The following is a 22,760-nucleotide window of genomic DNA, read 5'->3' as shown; positions in this document are numbered from 1 at the left end:
TTAGCAAACGACCATTTGGGTTTCATTTGGAGCGATATTTATGAAAATTTTAATCTTAGGCAGTGGGGCTAGAGAGTATTCTATCGCTTTAGCTTTAAAGCAAAGTCCCAAAAACATAGAACTTTTTTTTGCGCCCGGTAACGCAGCTACAAGCGAGCTTGGCACAAATTTAAATTTAAAAGACATAAACGTCATCGCAAGCTATGCAAAAGCAAAGGAATTTGATCTTTGTATAGTCGGCGGTGAAAGCTTTTTAGCACAAGGTGTGGTTGATCTTTTTAGACAAAATAATATCCCTATTTTTGGACCAACAAAAGCTGCGGCTATGCTTGAAATTTCAAAGTCTTTTATGAAAAGTTTTTTAAAAAAACACAAGATCAAAACGGCAAAATTTCTCAACACAAGCGATTTGCAAAAAGCAAAAGCTTTTATCAAAACACTCACACCGCCAATCGTCATCAAAGCTGATGGTTTATGTGCTGGCAAAGGCGTTATCATCGCACAAAGCTATGAAGAAGCCTTTAAAGCAAGCGAAGATATGCTTAGTGGCAAAAGCTTTGGCGACGCAGGCAAACTTATCGTTATCGAAGAGTTTTTAGATGGCTTTGAATTAAGCGTATTTGCGGTGTGTGATGGCACGGATTTTGTGCTTTTGCCGGTTGCTCAAGATCATAAAAAACTCAAAGACAATGATAAAGGACCAAACACAGGAGGTATGGGAGCTTACGCACCAAGCACCTTAGCTGATGAAAACTTACTAAGACGCATTCAAAGAGACATCATCATACCAACGCTAAATGGCATGAAAGCCGATGGTAATGAATTTAATGGCGTGCTTTTTGCTGGCATTATGGTTGTTAATAACAAGCCTTTTGTTTTGGAATACAATGTGCGTTTTGGCGACCCAGAATGCGAAGTGCTTATGCCTTTGCTTGACGATCCTTTAGAACTTATCTTAGCGTGTGTTGAAAAAAGACTTAAACACACACAGATTAAAATTAAAGATGAATTTGCTGTGGGTGTGGTGTGTGCGAGTAAAAATTATCCTTATTCAAGCTCTGAAAAAACGCCTATTTATATCAAAGAAATTCCAGAAAATACCCATATTTCTTACGCTGGAGTGAGTTTAGAAAACGGACAGCTTTTTGCTGATGGAGGCAGAGTGCTTGTGTGTGTTGGACTTGGCAAAAGCATACAAGAAGCTCGAAATAAAGCTTATGAACTTTGCGAAAATGTGGAATTTGAAGGAAAACAATACAGAAAAGACATAGCTTTTCAGGTTTTAAAATGAATAATGATATACTTGACAAGCTTGACAGGGAAGGCTTAAAAATAGCTAGCATTGGCAAAAGGGTGCTTGCCTTTTTGGTTGATGATTTTATTTTAAGCCTAATCGTTTTCTTTGTCTTTTACGAGCAACTTAGCAATGCTAAAGATAGTCTTGAGATGATGAATATGCTTGCAAATTATAGCTTTGCACTTGTATTTTTGCAATTTTGCTACCACACTCTTTTCATCTCTTTTTATGGCGCTACGCTTGGAAAAATGCTGTGTAAAATCGCTGTGGTTGATCAAGCTTTATTTGATAAGCCAAATTTAGCCCAAAGTGCTTTAAGAGCAGTAGTTAGGCAAATCAGCAGCTCAGCTTTTTTTCTTGGCTTTGCATGGGCTTTGGGAAATGATCTGAAAAAAACATGGCAAGATTATGTTGCTAAAACTTTGGTGATCGAGCTTGCGTAAAATTAGCTTTGTGCTTTTGTCTTTATGCTTTTTTTTAGAAGCAGCGCAAGTTGATTTTTATGCTAAATCCGTGCAAAAAGAAGGCGAGCTTATCAAGGCTAACGATGAAGTTTTAATCTTTTCTGATTTGTATTTTATCAAGGCTGATAAAGCTATATACAACGAAACAAGCAAAGAAGTCGAGCTTTTTGGTGATATTAGTGTTTTAAGAGGCAAAGAAGAGCGATCTACAGCGTGTTATGCAAAGCTTAATCTTGAAAACAACGAAGCTAATTTTGAAAACTTTTTTTTTGCAAATAACGATCTTGAAGTATGGTTTCAAAGCCAAAAAAGCGAACTCAATGATAAAAATTTCATAGGACAAAACTCCATCGTATCAAGCTGTAATGTCGAAAATCCGGATTGGCAGCTTAAATTTAGTGAAGGCGAGCTTAACAGAGAAAATAACTTTTTACATATTTATAATGCTAAACTTTATGTGAAAAATATCCCGATTTTTTATCTGCCTTATTTTGGTTTTAGCGTTGATACCTCAAGAAAAAGCGGACTTTTAATCCCAAAGATAGAGTTTAACAGAAATGATGGCTTGTTTTATGAACAGCCCATTTATCTTGTTTTTGATGAGCATTATGATATAGAATTTGATCCACAAATTAGAGCTCAAAGAGGCATTGGGGTGTATTCTACCTTGCGTTTTATGGACTCAGCTTACTCAAGTGGTGAGCTTAATGCTGGATATTTTAGAGAAAGAAAGGATTATTTTGAAAAAGAAGGCTTAAAAAATCAAAGTCATGATGGCGTGGAGCTTAAATACCTTAGGCAAGATTTTTTAAAAAATTACTTTGCTCTTGGAGACAATTTTCAAGAAGGCTTGTGGCTTGATGCGATTTATCTTAATGATGTGGATTATTTGAATTTGGGGCGTAGAGATTATAGAGATTTAACCTCACTTGCAACTTCAAAGATGAATTATTTTTTAGCTGATGAAAATAATTATTATGCTGCTTATGCAAGGTATTATATCGATACCTCAGCCATTAGCAATGCTGCAACTTTGCAAGAATATCCTTCTTTTCAATACCACCGCTTTTTAGACGGAATTTTTGATAATATATTTCAGTATTCTTATGATGGCACTTTTAACCGCTATTATAGAAGTGAGGGCGTGTATGCAAATTTTATGAATGCAAATTTGCCACTGACTTACCACCAAGCACTTTTTGATGATTTTTTGCAGTTTAATTTCACTGAAACTTTTATCGCTTCTTTTGCAGACTATACAAGGAGAACAAGAGGTAAGGATAAAGAATACTTAATTCAAAATTATCACAACCTTGCTTTATATACTGATCTTGCAAAAGCATACAACAACTTTTACCATACTTTAAATTTAGAACTTGATTATGTTTTAAGAGGAGCAAGCACCGGAGAAATCACTCAGGATTTTTTGCGTCCCACAGACTTTGATGATGGCTTAAATCTTAAGATTAGTCAATACTTTTACAACAAAGAAGCTGAAAAAAAACTCAAACATCGCCTGAATTTCAACTATGATACCAAAACTCAAAAATTTACAGATTTTCAAAATTTAATGCAGTATTTTTTTGCTGAGAATTTTTCTGTGAGTAATGAAGCTGAATATTCTTACTCGCAAACTCGTTTTACAAAAGTTATTAGTCAAATTGATATGAATTTACAAAAATTTAATTTTAATTTTACCCATGCTTACAAAAATGATGCGAGCGAAAACTTAACCAGCACAAAGCACAGCTTCATAGGAGCGAGGGTGGATTATTCGCCAAATATTAACTATAAGCTTTTTTCAGGAGTGTGGTTTGATACACAAAGAGCACATTTAAATGCTTGGGAAGTAGGCTATACTTTTCAGCGAAAGTGTTGGAATTATTCTATAGTCTATAAAGAACGAATTGATCCACAACTTACAAGTGCTGGAATTAATGCAAAATCTAAAAATGGCGTATATTTTGTGTTTAATTTCTACCCAATAGGTGGCGTGCAGTATGACTTTTCTTTACAAGAAAATGAAAGTCAAGTCGGTAGTTTGTAGCGCGTGTTTAGACAAAGTTATCTTTTTTTGGGTATAAATTATAACGAGCGATGAAAGAAAAGCTTGTTAAGCTTTTGATGAAAAATTTAACAAGCTTTGTTCTCATTCATCGTTAAATTTTAAAGGAGAAACGATGACATATAGCATAGAGCTGAATAATCATCTTGAAATTTTTGATATTGACAAGGTAGCAAAACAAGCCAGTGGAGCTGTTTTGATGCGTCAAGGCAAAAGCGTGGTTTTAGCCACAGTTGCAAGGGAAAATACACCAGTTGAGGAAGATTTTTTGCCCTTAACTGTGCAGTATATCGAAAAAGCATATGCGGCTGGAAAAATTCCAGGCGGATATATCAAGCGAGAAACCAAACCAAGCGATGCTGAAACACTTACAGCGCGCATTATCGACAGAAGCTTAAGACCACTTTTTCCAAAAGGTTATGCTTATCCTACACAAATCGTTGTTATGGTGCTTTCAGCTGATAGCGAAGTTGATCTTCAAGTAATGAGCTTAAATGCAGCAAGCGTGGCTTTATATTTAAGTGATATAGAGATAAAAGCTCCTGTTTGCGGAGTAAGAATAGCGCAAATTGAAGGTGAGTTTATCTTAAATCCAACTTGCTCTGAACTTAAAAAAAGCAATCTAGATCTCTATCTAGCTGGCGTTAAAGATGAACTTTTGATGATAGAAATGAGAACTTTACCAAGCTATGATACTGAAAATTTAGCTCTTGAGAGTAATTTTGCTGAGAATTTAACAAGCGGCATGCAAAATATGAATGAATTAAGCGAAGATGCGATGATTAAGGCTTTGGAATTTGGTATGCAAGCTATAGAAAATGGCTCAAATGCTTATGAAGAAGCCTTTAACAAACACAAAAAACAAGGTGAAATTGAACTTAAAATCATAGAAGAGCACAGTGAGCTTGCTGAGTATATCGAAAAAAATTATTCTAACGAAATCAAAGCCGCTCTTTATCAAATGGCAAAAAGCGAAAGAGCTGTCGAGCTTGAAAAAATCGCCCAAATCATACTTAAAAGCAAGGCAAGCGAAGATAAAGAAGCGATAATGAGTGCTTTAAATAAAGTTAAAAGAAAATTTGTAAGATCAGGTATCATCAATGAAGGCAAAAGAGCTGATGGTAGAAGCTTAGATGAGGTGCGACCTATCAGCATAGAAACAAATTTATTGCCTAACGCACATGGTTCTTGTCTTTTTACAAGAGGACAAACTCAAGCCCTTGTGGTAGCGACTTTAGGCACAGATGCGGACGCTCAAATGATTGATTTGCTTACCGAAAAAACAAGTATAAGCGAAAGATTTATGGTAAATTACAATTTTCCGGGCTTTTCAGTAGGCGAAGCAAGCCCTATGAAAGCACCGGGTAGAAGAGAGCTAGGGCATGGAAATCTAGCAAAAAGAGCTTTATATCCTAGTGTTGATGAAAATTATCCTTATGTGATCCGTCTTGTATCTGAAATTTTAGAAAGCAATGGCTCAAGCTCTATGGCAAGCGTGTGTGGCGGGGCTTTGGCATTAAGAGCAGCTGGGGTAAAAACAGCTAAGCTTGTAGCTGGAGTAGCGATGGGGCTTGTGTTTGAAGAAGGAAAAACAGCTGTTTTAACCGATATTATGGGCTTAGAAGATCATGATGGGGATATGGACTTTAAAGTCGCTGGAAGCAAAGATGGCATTACAGCCTTGCAAATGGATATCAAACTTGGTGGTATAGACAAAAACACATTACAAAGAGCTTTATTGCAAGCTAAAGACGCAAGATTACACATACTAAACATCATGGAAGAAGCTGAAAAAGAAATCGTTATCAACGAAGAAATTTTACCAAAACTTGAGCTTTTCAGCGTTGATCCTTCAAAAATCGTTGAGATTATCGGACAAGCAGGCAAAACTATCAAAGAAATCATTGAAAAATTTGAAGTAGCAATCGATCTTGACAGAGACAAAGGCGAGGTAAAAATCGCTGGAGCCAAAAACGAACAGGTTAAAGCTGCAAAAGATTATATCATCAACATCGTTTCAAAAGAAAGCAAATTTGATAAAAAACGAGGCTTTAAAAAAGATCATTTGCCTTTTGAGATAGGCGAAGTTTTTGAAGGCAGGGTTAAAAATATCGCTCCTTTTGGGGCTTTTATCGAGCTTAGAGACGGCGTTGATGGGCTTTTGCATAGCTCTAAAATCAAAGGTGATTTAAGAGAAAATGATCTTATCCGTGTCAAAGTAAATGAACTCAAAAACGGCAAGGTATCTCTTGATCTTGCTTAAGCAAAAATGCTCTTTCTTTGCAAGATAGCAAAGTAAAGAGCAAAAACCAAAAACATCACGCTAATCATCTTGAAAACAAATTCTATACTATAAAGCCCAGCCAAAAAGCCTCCGCTTACAGAACCGATGAAATTTCCAAGCGCAAAAGCACTTTGATTGAAGCCAAAAACCAAGCCAAGCTTTTTTTGAGGCACGATCTTTTTAAACAAAGCATTCACACAAGGCACAAGCCCACCAAGTCCCACACCCAAAAGCAAACGCAAGAAAATTAAAGTGATGATATTTTCTACCAAAGAATGCAAATAAAAAATCACTGCACAAAAAGCCAGTGCTATAAGCAAAACCTTTCCAGCTCCTATCTTATCAGCTATTTTACCAAGCTTTGGAGCAAAGATGATATTGCTTACCCCACTTGCAGCCACAACAAGCCCAGCCCAAAGAGCGATAAAATGTGCTGAGTGATGAATTTGTTCAACAAACAAAGACATAATAGGCATAACCGCATTAAAGCCTACTTGTATGATAAAAGTAAGGGCAAAAAGTGTAAGCAAGAGGCTTAAATTCTGCTTCAAAGCTCCTGTTTGACTAAATTCTAAATCCACACCCTCATCTACCCTGCCCTTATCTTTGATGAAAAAATAAGTCGTTAAAAAAGAGCAAAATAAAAGTGCGGCGATTACAACAAATAAAGCCCGAATGCCTACAAGCTCAGCAAACAAACCCCCAAACAAAGGACCTATCAAATTTCCACTCACCGAAGCTGTGGAAAGCGTGGCTAGGGCATAGGTTGCTTTTTCTTTTGGCGAGATTAAAGCGATATAAACAATAGCGGCTGAAGTAAAACCTGAAACCAAACCCGTTAAAGTCCTTATGATGATGATTTGCTCCACATTTTGCACAAAAGCAAGAAAAAAGGTTAAAAAAGCCATACCAAAACTTGCTCTTAAAAGCATCAATCTTGAACCAAAGCGGTTGGTTAAATGCCCCCAAAAAGGCGAGCAAAAAGCCATCATCAAAGCCGTTATACCAAAGCAAAGCCCAGAATAAAAAGTGATTTGCTCATACTCACTTACCCCTAAAGAGCGTATATAAAAAGGTAAAATAGGAGCAAGTTGCGATAAACCCATACTTGTAGTAAAGACGCCAAACCAGCAAATAAGAAGATTTTTCTTGAAATTTCTCATAAAAATATTGTATTATATGAATTTGAAATTTTTACTGAATTAAGGATAAGGCTTTGAAGAAAATTTGTTTTGTTTGTCTTGGAAATATCTGCAGATCGCCTATGGCTGAATTTGTGATGAAAAACTTAGCACAAAAATACGGCTTAAATGATAAGCTAAGCATCACAAGTGCAGGCACAGCAGGCTATCATGATGGAGAAGATATGGATAAAAGAACAAAGAAAAAGCTCAGTGAAAAAGGCATAAATGTAACACATTTTATCAGCAAAAAACTCACCCAAAAGCTTTGCGATGAAAGCGAACTTATACTTGTTATGGATAAGATGAATTACAAAGCCGTGCAAAGCAACTTTAAAGGGCTTGAAAACAAGCTTTTTTATCTTTTAGACTTTTGTGAAAATACTGACAAAGAAATACCTGATCCTTACTATACAAACACCTTTGAAGAATGCCACGAACTTATCTTAAAAGCTTGCGAAGGACTTTGCAAACACTTGCAACAAGAGCTATAAGCACTCTTTAGTAAAAAATTCAGCTTTAAAGCTTAGTAAGCTAATCTTATATCACCGCGATACAAAAAAGCTACGGCGCACTTTAGCTTAACAAGTCTTTTAAACTCTGCTTTACACTTTTTCCTCTTAAAATTTGAGCCACTTCGCTAACTATTGGGGTGTAAATTTCATGTTTATTTGCCATTTGTTCTATAGCAAAGGCTGTTGGTATGCCCTCTACCACCTCCTTAAGCTCACTTATAATCTCATCTTTATTTTTGCCCTCAGCTAGTAAAAGTCCAGCCCTATAATTTCTTGAAAGCACGCTAGAAGCGGTTAAAAACAAATCCCCAGCCCCAGAAAGTCCCAAAAATGTCCGCTTACTTGCTCCAAAAAAGCTGCCAAATCTTTGCATTTCAACAAGTCCTCTTGCGATCAAACTTGCCCTTGCGTTATTGCCAAGTTTTAAACCATCACTTATCCCACTGGCTATAGCTAAAACATTTTTATACGCTCCACAAATTTCAGCCCCACGCACATCATCATCAACATAGGCTTTGATATAAGAGGGGAAAAAGCCTGCAAATTCCTTGCAAAGTTTTTCATTTTCCCCACTTACGACTAAGGCACAAGGTAATTTTTGCATAATCTCAGCTGCAAAGCTTGGACCACTTAAAACACAAATTCTATCTCTTGAAACATACTCAGCCATAAGCTCATCTAAGAATTTACAAGACTTTGTATCTATGCCCTTTGAAGCAAGCAAAATTTTTTGCCCCTTGTCCTTGAAATTCTCTTTAAGCCAAGCTTCAAGTCCTTGAGCCCATAAAGCAAGCACAAGATATTCACATTTTAAAGCCTCAGCCATACTTACAAAATGAGGCAAAGTCCTTGTGTGAGGCGAGCTAATGAGACAAGGCTGATTTTGCAAAAAAGCATCTTGCAAGGCACTACCCCACTTGCCAGCTCCTATAATAGCGATCATTTAGCCAAGCTTTGCTTTAAGAAGTTCATTAACTTTTGCTGGATTAAACGCGCCCTTACCCTCTTTCATCACTTGTCCGACAAAAAAGCCAAAGAGTTTATCCTTACCACTTTTATATTCAGCGACTTTATCGGCATTTTTTTCTAAAACTTCAGTGATGATTTGTTCAATAGCACCATCATCACTAACTTGCTTCAAACCAAGCTTATCTATAGCTTCATCTATGCTAAAATTTGCATTTTTAAACACAAAGGCAAGCACTTCTTTTGCTGCTTTTGCTGAGATAGTGCCATCTTCTATGCGAGCTATTAAATCCCCAAGCTTATTTGCATCAATAGGTGAATTTTCTATGGTAAGCTCGCCCTTTAAAAGCCCCATAAGTTCAGTTGTAAGCCAAGCTACGCAAAGTTTTGGGCTTAATTTTCTAGCGATTAAGCTTTCAAAAAAGCGGCTTAATTCAAGGCTTGTTATCAGCACTTCAGCATCGCTTTCTTTTATACCAAGCTCACTCATATAACGAGCTTTTTTCTCATCTGGAAGCTCAGGTAAGCTGGCATTAAGCATGGAAGGCTTTAAAAATACAGGCAATAAATCAGGATCAGGAAAATACCTATACTCAGCCGCTTCTTCCTTACCTCTCATTGAACGAGTAGTTAAAGTCGTGGTATTAAAAAGCCTTGTTTCTTGCACCACTTCTTTTTCATAAGTGCCATCTTCCCAAGCCGCACTTTGCCTTGCTAACTCATATTCTATAGCTTTTTGCACAAAGCGGAAGGAATTTAAGTTTTTAATCTCAACCCTTGTATAAAAGTTCTCATCGCCCTTTGGACGAATGCTTACATTGACATCGCACCTAAAACTACCCTCTTGCATATTTGCATCTGAAATATCTAAAAAACGTATGATAGAATGCAGTTTTTTAAGATACGCCACCGCTTCATCAGCACTTCTTAAATCAGGCTCACTGACTATCTCTAAAAGCGGAGTGCCACAACGATTAAGATCAACCTTAGAAAAACTTGCTTCATGGATATTTTTGCCTGCATCTTCTTCTAAGTGAGCTCTTGTAATACCTATGCGTTTGTTTTGCTCGCCAAGCTTGATGAAAAGCTCGCCATTTTCAACTATAGGAATGTCAAATTGTGAAATTTGATACGCCTTTGGAGAATCTGGATAAAAATAATTTTTGCGGTTAAATATACTCTTTTCATTGATTTTTGCCTTTATAGCCCTACCAAAAGATACAGCCTTTTTCACAGCTTCTTCATTTAAAACAGGTAAAGCTCCTGGTAAGGCTAGGCAAACAGGGCAGACATTGGTATTTGGCTCTTCTCCAAAAGAAGTCGCACAAGAGCAAAAAATTTTAGTTTTGGTATTTAGCTGGGTATGAACCTCAAGTCCTATGACAAGCTCAAACATTTATATTTCCTTTATTTTTAAGAACTTTTTGCTTTATTATATCTTTTTTGTGTTTAAAAGAGTTTAAAAATGCTTTAAAAAGCTTGATTTTCATCATCTTAAATACGCATCAAGTTCTTTGATAAGTGCTTGTAATTCATGTTGTTTGCTTTTTTCTTTATTTTTAAGCTCAAGCATTTTAAAGCATAATTTTGCAGCTAGATTTTTTTGCTCATTAAGCTGAGTTAAAAGCATATTGCCTTTATACCTAAGCTCTTCTTGAAGCTTTGTTTCAAGATCGTTAAATCCTTGCGTAAAATTATCTATAAGTTCATTTAAAGCTTGTTCAAGTTGAGCCTTATTTTGAGTGAGCTTATTATATATTGTATTGATTTTTGAAAAAGTAAGTTCGTGTTTATCTAAAACTTCATTTAAAATTTGTTTGATCTGCTTTAAAAAATGCTCGCTTTGATTTTGCAAAAACTGCATTTGCTCTTTGCACTCAAAAAAGTCAAATTTATACTCTTTGTTTTCTTGAGCTTCAAAGCTTGAAGATGAAGCAACAAGGATATTTTTATGTTTAAAACTTATGCCAAGTTTTTGCATCAATTCCTTTGCCTGAGGGCTGATTTTAAGATGGTTTAAATGATGATAATAGGCACTAAAAAGCAAATCTTTTTCGTAAAATGAAAGCTCTAAATTATCAATTTTTTCTAAATTTTCATTTAATTTATCGACAAAATGAGCCAAATCAAGCCTTGTTAAAACTCATCATTTTTGCAAGATAATCATCAAATATTTTGATATTTTCTCTCATTTTTGGTAAGGCATTGAGCTTGTATTCTTGAGTGCTTTTTAAAGCTTCTAAAACATCATCAAAAGCGACTTTGAGCTTATCCATATCAAGCACTGCCTCGCTTGCTCCTTCTTGTATAGCTTTAGCTTGCTCTTTAAGCTCCTTTGCATTGTGTGCGATTAAATCGCTTGTTTGTTCGTTTATGCCTTGCACAGCCTCTAAAACGCGTTTTTGTTGCTCTAAGCCTTGAGAAGTAATGATGGCTACGCTTAAAGCATTAAGTGTTACAGCCTTTGTTCTTTCAACAGCATTGATGAGTTCTTTATTGTTATTTATCAGCGTTTTTATCGCAAGCTCACCTTGAGTATGCACAGCAATTTGTTGGCTTAAATCTATGATTTTTTGTTTCAAAATAAACAAAATTTGCTTTTCAAATTCTGTTTTTAATTCATCTTCAAGCTCTAAAAGCTTGTTTTGGGCATACACATCAGCTTCTTTTACAAGGGCAAGTTTTTCTTGCAAAAGCTTGCTTAAATCTGCATTTTTTTGTGCTTCAAGTTCAAGAGCGATATTATCTCTTAAAAGAATTTGTTTTCCTTCTTCAAGCTTGTTTAAAAGCTGATCTAAAAAGCTTTTATTTGAGTTAAATTTTTCAAAATACCTTTTAAATTTTTGACTTTGTTTGCCAAAAATTTTATCAAAAAAAGAAAGCTTAAAATTATGTGGATTGATAGCATCGATATTTTCTTTAATCTTACTTAATGCATCAAAGATAAAGCTATCACTTTGCTCAAAATGCGCTACATTGCCCTTGATATTTTCACAAAGTGCGTTTGAAAGCCTTTTTTCTTCTTGATCAAACTCATCGATAATATCTCGAGTAAGCTTGTTTTCATTAAGTGCTGTATCAAGGCTTTGTATAAGGGCATTTGACATTTTTTTCCTTTTTTTGACTTGAATTGTAACATAAATTTGATTTTAAAAAAATAAATGTTATAATTTTGCAATTTTTTAAATTTTAAGGATATAAAATGCTTACCTTGATCTCATCTATACTTGGCTTTTTTGTTATTTTGCTTGCTTTAATCGTCTTTATAGCTATGCTTTTTAGACGCGTAGTAGCGACAAATGAAGTGCATATTATCCAATCAGCCAAAAGCACAACTTCTTATGGTAAGGATACTGGAAATGGCAATACTTACTATGAATGGCCTTCTTGGATGCCTATTTTTGGGGTCACTAAGATCGTTTTACCTGTTTCTGTTTTTGATATCAATCTAAATGGTTATGAAGCGTATGATAAGGGCAGAGTGCCTTTTATCGTGGATATTACCGCTTTTTTTCGCATTAAGGATTCAAATGTTGCTGCTCAAAGAGTAAGTAGCTTTGATGAGCTTATAGAACAACTTCGTGCCATCATCCAAGGTTCGGTTAGAACCATACTTTCTTCTCATGAAATTGAAGATATTATGCACTCAAGAAGCACTTTTGGAGATAGTTTTACTAAAGAAGTAAGAGAACAGCTTGCAAGCTGGGGTGTTGAGACGGTTAAAAATCTTGAACTTATGGATATAAGAGATAGTCAAGATTCTAGTGTGATCCGCAATATAATGGAAAAGAAAAAGTCTTTGATAGAAATGCAAAGCCGTGTAGAAGTAGCAGAAAATATCAAAAATGCAGAGATAGCCGAGATCAACGCTGAACAAGCTACCCAAATTCAAGAACAAATCGCAAAGCAAGTTGTAGGGCTAAAAACCGTTGAATCTCAAAGAGAAGTTGATATATCCGCTCAAAAAGCAGCTCAACTCGTCAAAGAGCAAGAAAAGGTTACCAAAGAAAAAGAAATGGAAGTTGTGAAAGTCGCTGATGTTAAGAGAGCTGAGATTACTAAGGATGTTAATGTCGTAAAGGCTGAAGAGATCAAACAAACAGCGATTATCAACGCAGAGGGTGATAAACAAAAAGATATTTTAAAAGCTGAGGCTTTGCTTGAGTCTAAAAAAAGAGAAGCTGAGGCTTTGCTTGAAATGAAAAGCAAGGAGTCAAAGGGTATAGAGCTTGAAGGTGCTGCAAAGGCTCAAAGTGAAAAACTTATGCAAATGGCACCGATTGAAGCACAAATTTCTCTTGCTCAAGAAATAGGAGAAAATCAAGGCTATCAAAACTACCTCATCTCAATCCGCCAAATTGAAGCTTCTCAAGCCATAGGGATTGAACAGGCAAAAGCCCTTGATAAAGCTGATATTAAAATCATTGCAAATGCAAATAATGGCAATGTCAATGAAGGGCTAAAAAGTGTAAGTGAGTTCTTCTCTGCTAAAGGTGGCACACAACTTGGCGCTATGCTTGAAGGGCTTGCACAAAGTGAACTAGGCAAAAATTTACTTGATAAACTCAGTTCAAAAAATAAAAATGAAAAAGCTTGAATATAAGCTTTTTCAAGGCTAAAGATGAATGAGTTTTTGCAAAATGCCCAGCAAAGAAGGGAACAAAGGCGATCTAGAAGAATAGAAAAAGCACGAGATTTTGGCAAAAGACTTGAAGATTACACCCAAAATTTAGAAAAAAATCTCCAAACTATCCTCGATGAAAAAGAAGATCAAAAGAAAACACAAGATTTTATTAATAACACAAGCATTCAAGAAACAAATTTCAAACACTCTTTAAAAGAAAGAAAAAAGCAACATAAGATAAAAGCTCAAGAAGACTTTATATCTGTGCAAGATCAGCCAGACTTAAGTAAAAACGACAGCTCTAATGCCTTAAAGCAAGAAACAAATAAGCAAAACACTACAAATTCTCATTTTCCCAATGAGCAAAAGCAAGAAAAAAAAGAGTCTATCCCGCAACCAGAAAAGCAAGATTTCACTCAGCATAATAAAAATGATTTAAACTCACACAAAGAACAATTTTTCAGCTCTACTCAAAAAAACTCACAAAAAGAGCCAGCAAAACCAAACACTACGCACACACTCTATGAGTATTTTAAGGGTGATAGTGAGTTTGATGAACTTATCCGCAAAATAGAAAATTCACAAGAAATAGATTCTTTCCTTTCAGATCAATACAAGCAATTTGAACAAGAACAAAAACAAATTCAAAATCTAATAAATTTAAACAAAAGAAAAAAGATAAAGAAAACATGGTTTTCTTCAAAAAAATCAAGTATTCTTGTTTTTATGATGTATTTATTTGCTTTGATAGTTTATTTTATAATAAACTAGCTTTTTTCTAATTTCTTTCTTAAATTTAAATTTTCTATACACAAGCAAACAAGCACAAACAAAGCAAAACCCGGAAGAGCACCCAAAGCAAGATAGATAAAAGAATGATGAAAAAGCATAAAAAGATAAAAGGCGCCAAAGAGCATTAAAGCTACGCTAGCACCTTTTAAAAATTCATAAATATAGATCAATGACCTTCCTCAACCACGGTTGCACCAGCTAGATACACATAAGTTAAGATCATAAAAATAAAAGCTTGCAAAAACGCCATAAAAGTTAGCAAAACATACGCTGGAAGTGGTGCGATATAAGGCACAAGAGCAAGTATAACCATCAAAAACAAATCATCGCCTTTGATATTACCAAAAAGACGAAAAGATAATGAAATGATACGAGAAAAATGCGATACTATCTCTATAGGAAACATTAAAGGAGCGATTGCTGGTACAGGACCCATAAAGTGTGCAAAATACTTCAAAAAGCCTTGAGTGCGAATACCTTCAAAATGATAATACACAAAAACAACTATAGCCAAAGTCGCTGTAAGGTTAAGACTGGCTGATGGTGCGTGAAAGCCTGGTATTATGCCGATGATATTGCTAAAAAATACGATAAAACCGATAGTGGCTACAAGTGGGAGATATTTGCGAGCTGCTTTTTCGCTCCCCATGGTATCACGTCCCATACTTAAAATGCCCTCTAGATATGCTTCAGCTAGGTTTTGCGTCCCACGAGGCACAAGTTGCATAGAACGAGTCGCAAATCTTGCTAAAAGCACTGAAATCACGGCTACTAAGGCAAGGTGAAAGAAATACGAAAAGGTGTGACTTGGATCAAGCAAAGCGCTAAACAAAAACAAATCTTTCATTGATTTTCCTTAATGAAATTTAAGCTTTATTGTAACATATTTTTCTTAATTTGTGCGTGCAAAAAGTCATTTTCGTTAATAAAATGTTAAGTCTTTACTTTCAATTCAAAAAAACTAGAAAAATTTGCAACAACAAGACTTTTATTTTCATCATATAGCAAATTCGTTTTATCAAAAATTTAAACATTTTGTAACCAAAATGTAAATTTTATGCCCTATTTTGATATTAAGCCTATGATTATGTGTTAGAATGTTTATAATTTTACTTTTTGAAAGGGAGAAAAATGAGTAAAAAAATTATGTTAAGCCTTGTAGGCTGTATGGCGTTAAGCTCTTTTACGAGCTTGGGTGCGATCTCTTTAGAAGATGCGATTAAAAATGTGGATTTTACAGGTCAGTTAAGATACCGCTATGACACAGGTGCTTGGGATGGAGAAAATAGAGGCGCTCAAAGTGCTGTGCAAGGTCAAAATGCAAAACAAACCCATAGATTTCGTGCAAGAATAGGTGCAAAAGCTGATATTGGCGATGGCTTCAAAGTATTTGGACAAACTGAATACGGCAACGACGCAAACGGCGGTTATGGAGCAGGCAACAAAGCCCAAACAGACAGCCCTTTTAAACTTCGTCAAGCATATTTGCAATATGACTTAGCTGATTATGGCACTAGCTTCATCTGGGGTAGGCAAGAACTTGGCACCATTTGGACTACAGATATGGTAGGAATGGCTGCAAAAGCTCTTTATATTGGTATTGATGGCTTAACTTTGGCCGCTTATGCTGTAGATAGCTTTGATAGGGATCCTGATAGAGCGTTTAAAGACTTAGATGATTATACAAATGATGCTTCTACAGCTGCTTCTCTTGGTGACTTTGTTTTTAGACAAAACCTCTATGGTGTGGCAGCTATTGGTGCGTATGATTTGAGCGGTGCAAGCCTTGATACTCAACTTTGGTTAGCCTATCTTAACAAAAGAGCGACTTTTTATGCCCTTGATATAAAATACGGCTTGCCTATCGATCAAGACTTAAGCTGGACTCTGCAAGTAAATTACTTAGGAAACTCTGTTGATTCTGCTTTAAAAGATAGAGTTGAGAGAATGCAATATAAAGTCGCAAATGGAAATTTTGTCCAACTTAACGGAACGATTAAAGGTTATGGCTTTGATGGCACACTTGGTGGCTTGATGTATGGTAAAAAAGGCGAGTTTAGTGTAAATTTCATCGAAGATTACAGCAGCGCTATTTTACCAGCTGGTAAAGAAATTTTCTATATGAAAGGCTCTAATATCACAAATAGCTTTGGACAAAGCACTTTTGGTTATGCAAAGGTTGGTTATACTCTTCCATCTGATCTTAGACTTGGCGTTCAATTTATCTATGGTGCAACTGCTGCTGATACTGGCAATGCCACAACTTCTGCTAGTCTAGGTGGGGGCGATAAAATGGAAGCTGTCGCGGAAGTAAATTATAATTACAACAAAAACCTTAACTTCTTGCTTTGGTATTCATATCTTGATACAAAGGCTGATTTGCCAGCTAATGCACAAGCTGATTATGATTCTAAAAAGAACACTGTGCGTTTCCAAGCACTTTATAAATTCTAATCATGCTTTACAAAGAGGCTTTGTGCCTCTTTGTGTTATTTCAAAAAATAGCTTTATCATCAATATGCAAAGCCAAAGCGCAAACCTTAAAACCCACCTACGCTTTATACGCGATAGCTTCGATCTCTACCTTTGCTCCTTTTGGCAAATCCTTTACTGCAAAGGCTGAACGGGCTGGAAATGGAGCTTGAAACTCTTTTTCATACACCTCATTCATTATCGCAAAATCACTTATATCACTTAAAAGCACCATAGTTTTTACAACTTGACTTATTTCTAAGCCATTTTCTTTTAAAATCGCTTTTATATTATTTAAAGCTTGCTTTGTTTGCTCGCCAACACCGCCTTTGACAAGCTCATTTGTTTGTGGATCAAGCCCAAGTTGTCCTGATATAAAGATCAAATCCCCCGCTTTTCTAAACGCAGAATAAGCACCTACTGCTTTTGGATAAGTTTGCATTACTGCTCCTTTTTTATAAATTCAAAGTCTTATTTTAACATATCTAAGCTTTAAATTTCTTATCAAAAATAAGCCAAAATCACAAAAAAACTCAAATCAAAAGCCTAATTTAAAGCATTTTTTGCTATAATCTCGCCAAAATTTATATAAAATTAAGGTTTTAATAATGACTTGGACAAAAAATTCATGGAAAAATTATCCCATTAAACAACAGCCCACTTATAGCGATGAAAAGGAGCTCAACGAGGTTTTAGCGCGTCTTGAAAAACTGCCTCCACTTATCTTTGCTGGCGAAGTTCGCAACTTAAAAGCTAAGCTTGAAAAAGTCGCTTTAAAAGAAGCTTTTTTGCTTCAAGGTGGCGATTGCGCGGAAAGCTTTGCAAACTTTGGAGCTGTAAATATCCGCGATATGTTTAAACTTCTCTTGCAAATGGCGATCGTGCTTACCTTTGCTGGAGGCTGTCCTATAGTGAAAATCGCGCGTCTTGCTGGGCAGTTTGCAAAGCCTAGAAGTGCGGACTTTGAAGAGCTTGATGGTGTAAAATTACCAAGCTATAGAGGCGATATTATCAATGGTTTTGACTTTAGCAAAGAAGCAAGAGAACCTGATCCTAAACGTATGATAGAAGCGTATTATCAAAGCGCGACGACTTTAAATTTACTTCGTGCCTTTGCTAAAGGTGGTTTGGCTGATTTGCATGAAGTGCATCGCTGGAATTTAGGCTTTTTGAAAAAGGCTGAGCTTGGAAGTAAGTATGATGAACTAAGCGAAAAGATCACACAAGCTCTTGAGTTTATGCAAGCTTGTGGGATTACTGCTGCAAATTCGCCAAGTTTAAGAGAAACTTCAGTTTATACCTCTCATGAAGCCTTACTTTTGCCTTATGAAGAAGCTTTGACAAGGGTTGATAGCTTAAGCGGTGAAATTTATGACTGCTCAGCTCATATGCTTTGGATAGGAGAGCGAACGCGTGGGCTTGATGAAGCGCATATTCATTTTTTAAGTGGGGTTAAAAATCCTTTAGGCGTAAAGATAGGACCAAGTGCAAAAGCCGATGATATCAAGGCTATAGCACAGGCATTAAATCCTAAAAATGAAGCTGGAAGGCTTAATATCATCATTAGAATGGGCGCAGATAAAATCGCCTCAAATTTACCTCATATCTTTAAAGAACTGAGCAAAGAAGGCTTAAATATCGTTTATAGCATAGATCCAATGCACGGCAACACCACAAAGGCTGGGAATTTCAAAACACGAGAATTTGATAAGATTATGCAGGAAGTAAAAATGTTTTTTGAAATTTCAATGAGCGAGGGTATCTACCCGGGCGGCGTTCATCTTGAAATGACTGGACAAGATGTAACCGAATGCACCGGTGGGGCAAGCAATGTAACCGCAGAAAGCTTGCAAAATCGCTACGAAACACAATGCGATCCGCGTTTAAATGCCGATCAAGCCCTTGAGCTTGCCTTTTTAATCGCTGATTTGGTTAAAAAAGCAAGAAAAGCCTAAGGAAATATATGAAAGTATATGGGATCAAAAACTGCAATAGCGTTAAAAAGGGCTTAAATTTTTTAAACGAAAAAGGCTTTGAGTATGCGTTTTTAGACATTAAAAAGCTTGATGAAAAGACTTTAAAATCGTGGCTTGAAAAGAAAAGTTTTAGCGAGCTTATCAACACAGCTGGCACCACTGCAAAAAAGCTAGGACTAAATAAAGAAAAGCTTGCAAGTAGTGATGAAAAAACGCTTTTTAAGCTCATTCTTGAAAATCCTAGCCTCATCAAACGCCCAGTGATTGAAAAAGACAATCAGCTTTTTATCGGCAAAGAATACGAACTTATAAGCAAATAACTCATTATTTTTGCTGATAATGGCTTAAAAAGTCATATGTTTATCAAGTAAATTAGGCTTTTTACAAAAGCTTTTAGCGATACGAAATAACTTTTAAATTTGTTATTCTATACTAAGATTTAGGGTTGCTTTAGAGCCTTTTTGATCCCTTAGCAAACTTTTATCACTTGCATTTTGCTTTTCATACCGCAAACGCAATTCACCTGAAACCTTTACTTCTTTATCTTTAAAAAGCTCATCAAGACTTTGGGCTGATAAATTTACAAACACTCCTAGCAATACCAAAGTAAAAATACTCTTTTTCAAAACTTTTTCCTTGTTTATTTATCTTTACTCAATGATAACATTTTTCGCTAAATAAGATAAAAATACAAGTGAATGAAAATAAAATAAATCGCTTTGTATCTTGCAATAAAGACTATTTAAAAAATTTAGCTTGAGTTGTTTTGTGATAAAAATTCAAAAGCTCTTGCCCCAAAAAGGAGCAAGAAAAGCTATCAAGCAAGCTTAGAATTTATACTCGGCTTGAAAGCGGATATTGTTTTGTTTTGGATCATCATACCCTCTGTTAGAAAGATAATCAGACTTTTGAGTTATATAAGAGTAAAAGCCTGAAAAAACAAGTTTTTCGCTGTAGTTATAATCCACTCTACCTACGATTTCTTGTTTCTTACCTGCTCCGCTTCTATCTAATACATTTTCTTTGACTTTAGTTCCACCAAAAACATAATCAGCACCCACACGCACGATATCATTAAAGGTATAACCAGCACTTGCAAAAACAAATTGATTTTTACCTAAAGAGCCATGCAAGCTTGAGCCATTGGCATTTTGAATTTCCTCACCAGCTGTGATAATATCACCCATATCTTCAAGCACATTAAAGGTTGTTGCATCATCTTTACCATACGCAGTATAGCCTAAAGTGCCGTCAAAACCATAGCCTTCAAGTGTGCCTGCTATAGTATAAAGTGAGCCACCTTCGATATTGCGGTTTTTAAGGAAGTCTTCTGTGCTGTTGCCAAGGTATTGAGCTTGTAAGCCCCAACTTAACTGATCATTAATCGCTAAAGTATATCCAGCATCTACAGCATAAAGTGTGGTTCTATTTGGCACATAACCTACCCAAAGTTGTCCTGTAACACCAGCTTGTTCGCTATAGTCGATAATAGCAGCTGCACCATAAAGATTTTGCGCGAAAATGGCATCTTTAAGATCAACAAAAGTTGTATTTCCAAGTCCGACATCTTCTCCAGCACCTACAAAATCCCCATCATCATTAACGCTATCTACAGCAAATGCAGCAAGTGTAACGCCTTCTAAGCTTTGGTTGATGATTTTACCGACCATACCTACTGAGCCGTCTATATCATTGTCTGTCCAAATCGTATTTAAAGACTGACGACCGAGCATTATGCTTGTGCCATAATCAGCAGCGTCATATTGCAAATATGCTTCTCTTAGATAAAAAGGCTGATTTGTCTTTGTGCTTGAGCCAGCACCATAACCACCATCATCTGCAGCACCATCGTAATTATAATCAAGCATACCAACGACTTTTAAGCCATCGCCTATATTTGCAGCTGCACCAAGCTGTGCTCTCATTTTATGAAGTTGGCTATCAGTTTGCTCTGCTGCACCTTTTTCTCTAAAAGTATCATAACGATATCTTAAAGTTCCTGTAAAATCAACATTTTTAATCGCTTCTTCTAAAGAGATAGCATTTAAACTTGCAAAAGAGCTTAACGCTACAAACCCTGCAAGTGAGAGTGTGATCTTTTTACTCATTTTCTTTCCTTTCTAAAAATAAATTTCCACTATTATAACACAAAAATTTTGAAATTAAAATAAGAATGAGTATAAATTTGTATTTTAATTTTAATGATTTCTTAGAAACTCACAGCTTACAAAACCTTTTTTAAGTGCCTTGCAGATAAATTGTATCTTACAAGGCATTTTGTATTTTTGTTTTTATTTGGTATTAAAAAGCTGATTTTTCAGCTCTTTATCATAATCTTTTTGAGCGCTTTTGCCTACTTTTCTTGCCCTATTTTCTAAAAAGCTAGGATCATCAGCAAAAAGACTTCGCTTTGCTTCAAAGCCGTCTATATTAAAGCCAGCTATATCAATGATAGCATGGACAAGATCATCAAGCATAAAAGGGCGATTTTGAGCCTTAATTATCTTTTCATAAGCTTTTGGGTGCTTTGCTTGAAAAGTATCGCTTGCATAGATGATAAAAGGCACTTCTACCATAAAGCGGTTGATTTTTACATCGTTGTGAAGCTGGTATTCTTCGCCACTATCATACACATCTTCGCCATGATCGCTGATATAGATGATAAGACTATCTGTATCTTGAAATTTCTTAATCACTTCGCTTAACACAAGATCCGTATAAAGCACAGCATTTGCATACTCTGCCCTTGTTTTCTTGCCAAATTTGCTTTGTATATCTTTTTCGCTAAAAACAGCAAATTCTTTTGGATAGCGGTTATAGTATATGGCGTGATTTCCCATGATATGCACGCTTAAAAACAAGGGTTTGTATTGTTTGGCTAAGACTTTATCGATAAGGGGTAAAATTTTCTCATCAGGTTTTGAGTTTTCAAAATACGAGCTTAAACTCGCCCAATGCACCTCATCACTTCGCCCAAAAATCGTCGTTGAAGCCTTGTCAAAGATACTGAATTTTTCTTGATTGGAAATATTTATATTTTTATAGCCTCCAAGTCTCATCGCATCGATAAGATTAAGGTATTCAAACCATTCTTTGTTACTATTTTCTTGATTTGCAAAGCTTAAAACTTGCGAAAGAGACTCATAAGTCGTAGCTCTTGAAGAGATAACATCATCAAATACAAGCAAATTCTTAGGTTTTTCATCTTTAAGCTTGCTTAAATTTGGAGTATTTTTAAGCTTATAACCATAAATTTGCATTAGATTTCTTTGTGCGGATTCACCGATGATTAAAACAAGATTTTGAATTTGATCTTCTTTGCTTGCTTGAGTGTAGTTTAAATCTTTAATAAACGCATCATAATCATGCGAGATTTTTTCGTATTCTTTCATCGAAGAAAGAATCTTTTTCAAGCTTCCATTAACAGCAACTGCGGTGTTGTATATCACATCAGAAGCCCTTTCATAATGTGGGCGAAATTTAAAAATATGAGCTGCGGTAACAAAAAGCAAAAGCAAAACAAACACAAGCAAAATAACGCGACTCCCCCTCCCCTGTTTTAAAGCCCTTGCATACTTATACACAAGGTAAAAAAGCACGCAAAATAAAAACGCCAAAAGGCAGAATTTCAAGTCAAAATAAGTGATGAAAAATTCCTTACTCTCTCTTGGATCGCTTTGCAGTGCCACACTTACAAGATAATCATTTAAAGTTACTTCAAAATGATACAGCATAAAAAGATTGATGAGAAAAAATAGCACGCTTAAGGTTATAACACAGGCTAAAAAGAGCTTTTGAAACCATTGTATCTTGATAAAATAAATCAAACAAAAAGCTAAAAAATATGTGCAAAAAAGCATACTTTCGCGGTAAAAAAACGAGTAAAACCAATACGCATCAAAAAGTTTAGGAAGATTATAAATTTGTGCTAGCGTGATAAAAAAAGAGTTTAACACAAAAAGCAAAATAAAGCTTTTTGCAAAACGCGAATCATAATAAAACATCTTACAACCCCTTTAAAAATAGGGCTAAATTCTACCATAAAAAAATAAATTCAAAACTCATGATATAAATTTAAAGTGTTTTTTGAAATTTCAAATGCAAAGATCAATTTTAGTTTTTGC

At 35.6% G+C, this 22,760-nt stretch carries 21 protein-coding genes; 10 read left to right on the top strand and 11 right to left on the bottom strand.

Annotated features, from left to right (window positions below; translation table 11 throughout):
* Positions 1-40 precede the first annotated feature (40 nt).
* The 4 genes from purD (at position 41) to CQA38_RS04340 (ending at position 6,089) form a co-directional block, all read left to right on the top strand.
* Positions 41-1,291, top strand: coding sequence for a phosphoribosylamine--glycine ligase (purD, locus tag CQA38_RS04355; protein ID WP_137632773.1), 1,251 nt, complete (start codon positions 41-43; stop codon positions 1,289-1,291).
* The gene (locus tag CQA38_RS04350; protein WP_137632772.1) at positions 1,288-1,740 is read left to right on the top strand and encodes an RDD family protein; all 453 of its coding nucleotides are present in this window, start codon (positions 1,288-1,290) and stop codon (positions 1,738-1,740) included. Before purD ends, CQA38_RS04350 begins: the two co-directional genes overlap by 4 nt.
* A complete protein-coding gene (locus tag CQA38_RS04345) occupies positions 1,733-3,808 on the top strand; it encodes an LPS-assembly protein LptD (RefSeq protein ID WP_137632771.1) in 2,076 nt (691 codons plus the stop codon). Before CQA38_RS04350 ends, CQA38_RS04345 begins: the two co-directional genes overlap by 8 nt.
* 133 nt (positions 3,809-3,941) lie before the next feature.
* On the top strand, positions 3,942-6,089 hold the full coding sequence (locus CQA38_RS04340; protein ID WP_137632770.1) for a polyribonucleotide nucleotidyltransferase: 2,148 nt from the start codon (positions 3,942-3,944) through the stop codon (positions 6,087-6,089).
* Here the strand turns inward: CQA38_RS04340 and CQA38_RS04335 are convergent.
* Complete coding sequence (locus CQA38_RS04335; protein ID WP_137632769.1) at positions 6,086-7,273, bottom strand: MFS transporter; 1,188 nt, start codon at positions 7,271-7,273, stop codon at positions 6,086-6,088. The two genes, CQA38_RS04340 and CQA38_RS04335, sit on opposite strands and share 4 nt — an antisense overlap.
* 53 nt (positions 7,274-7,326) lie before the next feature.
* On the opposite strand from CQA38_RS04335, the gene CQA38_RS04330 reads away from it, so the two are divergent.
* Positions 7,327-7,785 (top strand): low molecular weight protein-tyrosine-phosphatase, encoded by a 459-nt coding sequence (locus CQA38_RS04330; protein WP_137632768.1) that lies wholly within the window; start codon positions 7,327-7,329, stop codon positions 7,783-7,785.
* Between the two features lie 82 nt (positions 7,786-7,867).
* Here the strand turns inward: CQA38_RS04330 and CQA38_RS04325 are convergent, their stop codons facing one another.
* From CQA38_RS04325 to CQA38_RS04310, 4 genes are all read right to left on the bottom strand, one after another.
* Entirely contained in the window at positions 7,868-8,749 is an 882-nt protein-coding gene (locus CQA38_RS04325) for an NAD(P)H-dependent glycerol-3-phosphate dehydrogenase (RefSeq protein WP_137632767.1), read from the bottom strand.
* Positions 8,750-10,168 carry an Asp-tRNA(Asn)/Glu-tRNA(Gln) amidotransferase subunit GatB gene (gene gatB / locus CQA38_RS04320; RefSeq protein ID WP_137632766.1) on the bottom strand — a complete coding sequence of 473 codons (1,419 nt, stop codon included), beginning with the start codon at positions 10,166-10,168 and terminating at the stop codon, positions 8,750-8,752.
* A gap of 93 nt (positions 10,169-10,261) precedes the next feature.
* Complete coding sequence (locus tag CQA38_RS04315; RefSeq protein WP_137632765.1) at positions 10,262-10,897, bottom strand: hypothetical protein; 636 nt, start codon at positions 10,895-10,897, stop codon at positions 10,262-10,264.
* A 1-nt stretch (position 10,898) separates the two neighbouring features.
* A complete protein-coding gene (locus CQA38_RS04310; protein WP_137632764.1) occupies positions 10,899-11,879 on the bottom strand; it encodes a toxic anion resistance protein in 981 nt (326 codons plus the stop codon).
* Between the two features lie 95 nt (positions 11,880-11,974).
* On the opposite strand from CQA38_RS04310, the gene CQA38_RS04305 reads away from it, so the two are divergent.
* Both CQA38_RS04305 and CQA38_RS04300 read left to right on the top strand, forming a co-directional pair.
* Positions 11,975-13,369, top strand: coding sequence for an SPFH domain-containing protein (locus CQA38_RS04305; RefSeq protein WP_137632763.1), 1,395 nt, complete (start codon positions 11,975-11,977; stop codon positions 13,367-13,369).
* A 24-nt stretch (positions 13,370-13,393) separates the two neighbouring features.
* Positions 13,394-14,167: a hypothetical protein gene (locus CQA38_RS04300; protein WP_137632762.1), complete on the top strand. Its 774-nt coding sequence runs from the start codon at positions 13,394-13,396 to the stop codon at positions 14,165-14,167.
* Here CQA38_RS04300 and CQA38_RS04295 read toward each other — a convergent pair.
* Together CQA38_RS04295 and CQA38_RS04290 are read right to left on the bottom strand one after the other, a co-directional pair.
* Positions 14,164-14,358: a hypothetical protein gene (locus CQA38_RS04295; protein WP_137632761.1), complete on the bottom strand. Its 195-nt coding sequence runs from the start codon at positions 14,356-14,358 to the stop codon at positions 14,164-14,166. The two genes, CQA38_RS04300 and CQA38_RS04295, sit on opposite strands and share 4 nt — an antisense overlap.
* Positions 14,355-15,035 carry a F0F1 ATP synthase subunit A gene (locus tag CQA38_RS04290; RefSeq protein WP_137632760.1) on the bottom strand — a complete coding sequence of 227 codons (681 nt, stop codon included), beginning with the start codon at positions 15,033-15,035 and terminating at the stop codon, positions 14,355-14,357. The genes CQA38_RS04295 and CQA38_RS04290 overlap by 4 nt, the downstream gene beginning before the upstream one ends.
* 284 nt (positions 15,036-15,319) lie before the next feature.
* Between CQA38_RS04290 and CQA38_RS04285 the strand changes: the two genes are divergently transcribed.
* A complete protein-coding gene (locus CQA38_RS04285) occupies positions 15,320-16,642 on the top strand; it encodes a major outer membrane protein (protein WP_137632759.1) in 1,323 nt (440 codons plus the stop codon).
* 97 nt (positions 16,643-16,739) lie between these two features.
* Here CQA38_RS04285 and CQA38_RS04280 read toward each other — a convergent pair whose 3' ends face one another.
* Complete coding sequence (locus CQA38_RS04280; RefSeq protein WP_137632758.1) at positions 16,740-17,102, bottom strand: Rid family detoxifying hydrolase; 363 nt, start codon at positions 17,100-17,102, stop codon at positions 16,740-16,742.
* 166 nt (positions 17,103-17,268) lie between these two features.
* Here CQA38_RS04280 and CQA38_RS04275 point away from each other — a divergent pair, with 166 nt between their 5' ends.
* Together CQA38_RS04275 and CQA38_RS04270 are read left to right on the top strand one after the other, a co-directional pair.
* Positions 17,269-18,615 (top strand): class II 3-deoxy-7-phosphoheptulonate synthase, encoded by a 1,347-nt coding sequence (locus CQA38_RS04275; protein ID WP_137632757.1) that lies wholly within the window; start codon positions 17,269-17,271, stop codon positions 18,613-18,615.
* A gap of 8 nt (positions 18,616-18,623) precedes the next feature.
* Positions 18,624-18,956 carry a Spx/MgsR family RNA polymerase-binding regulatory protein gene (locus CQA38_RS04270; protein WP_137632756.1) on the top strand — a complete coding sequence of 111 codons (333 nt, stop codon included), beginning with the start codon at positions 18,624-18,626 and terminating at the stop codon, positions 18,954-18,956.
* A 102-nt stretch (positions 18,957-19,058) separates the two neighbouring features.
* Here the strand turns inward: CQA38_RS04270 and CQA38_RS04265 are convergent, their stop codons facing one another.
* The 3 genes from CQA38_RS04265 to CQA38_RS04255 all read right to left on the bottom strand — a co-directional run bounded on the left by CQA38_RS04265 (position 19,059) and on the right by CQA38_RS04255 (position 22,640).
* Positions 19,059-19,262 (bottom strand): hypothetical protein, encoded by a 204-nt coding sequence (locus tag CQA38_RS04265; protein WP_137632755.1) that lies wholly within the window; start codon positions 19,260-19,262, stop codon positions 19,059-19,061.
* Positions 19,263-19,463: 201 nt separating this feature from the next.
* Positions 19,464-20,744, bottom strand: coding sequence for a major outer membrane protein (locus tag CQA38_RS04260; RefSeq protein WP_137632754.1), 1,281 nt, complete (start codon positions 20,742-20,744; stop codon positions 19,464-19,466).
* Between the two features lie 183 nt (positions 20,745-20,927).
* Positions 20,928-22,640: a phosphoethanolamine transferase gene (locus tag CQA38_RS04255; protein ID WP_137632753.1), complete on the bottom strand. Its 1,713-nt coding sequence runs from the start codon at positions 22,638-22,640 to the stop codon at positions 20,928-20,930.
* Positions 22,641-22,760 lie beyond the last annotated feature (120 nt).

The organism is Campylobacter sp. MIT 12-5580 (genome assembly GCF_005406235.1).
Lineage (GTDB): Bacteria > Campylobacterota > Campylobacteria > Campylobacterales > Campylobacteraceae > Campylobacter_D.
This window is presented reverse-complemented; position numbering and strand designations above follow the sequence as displayed.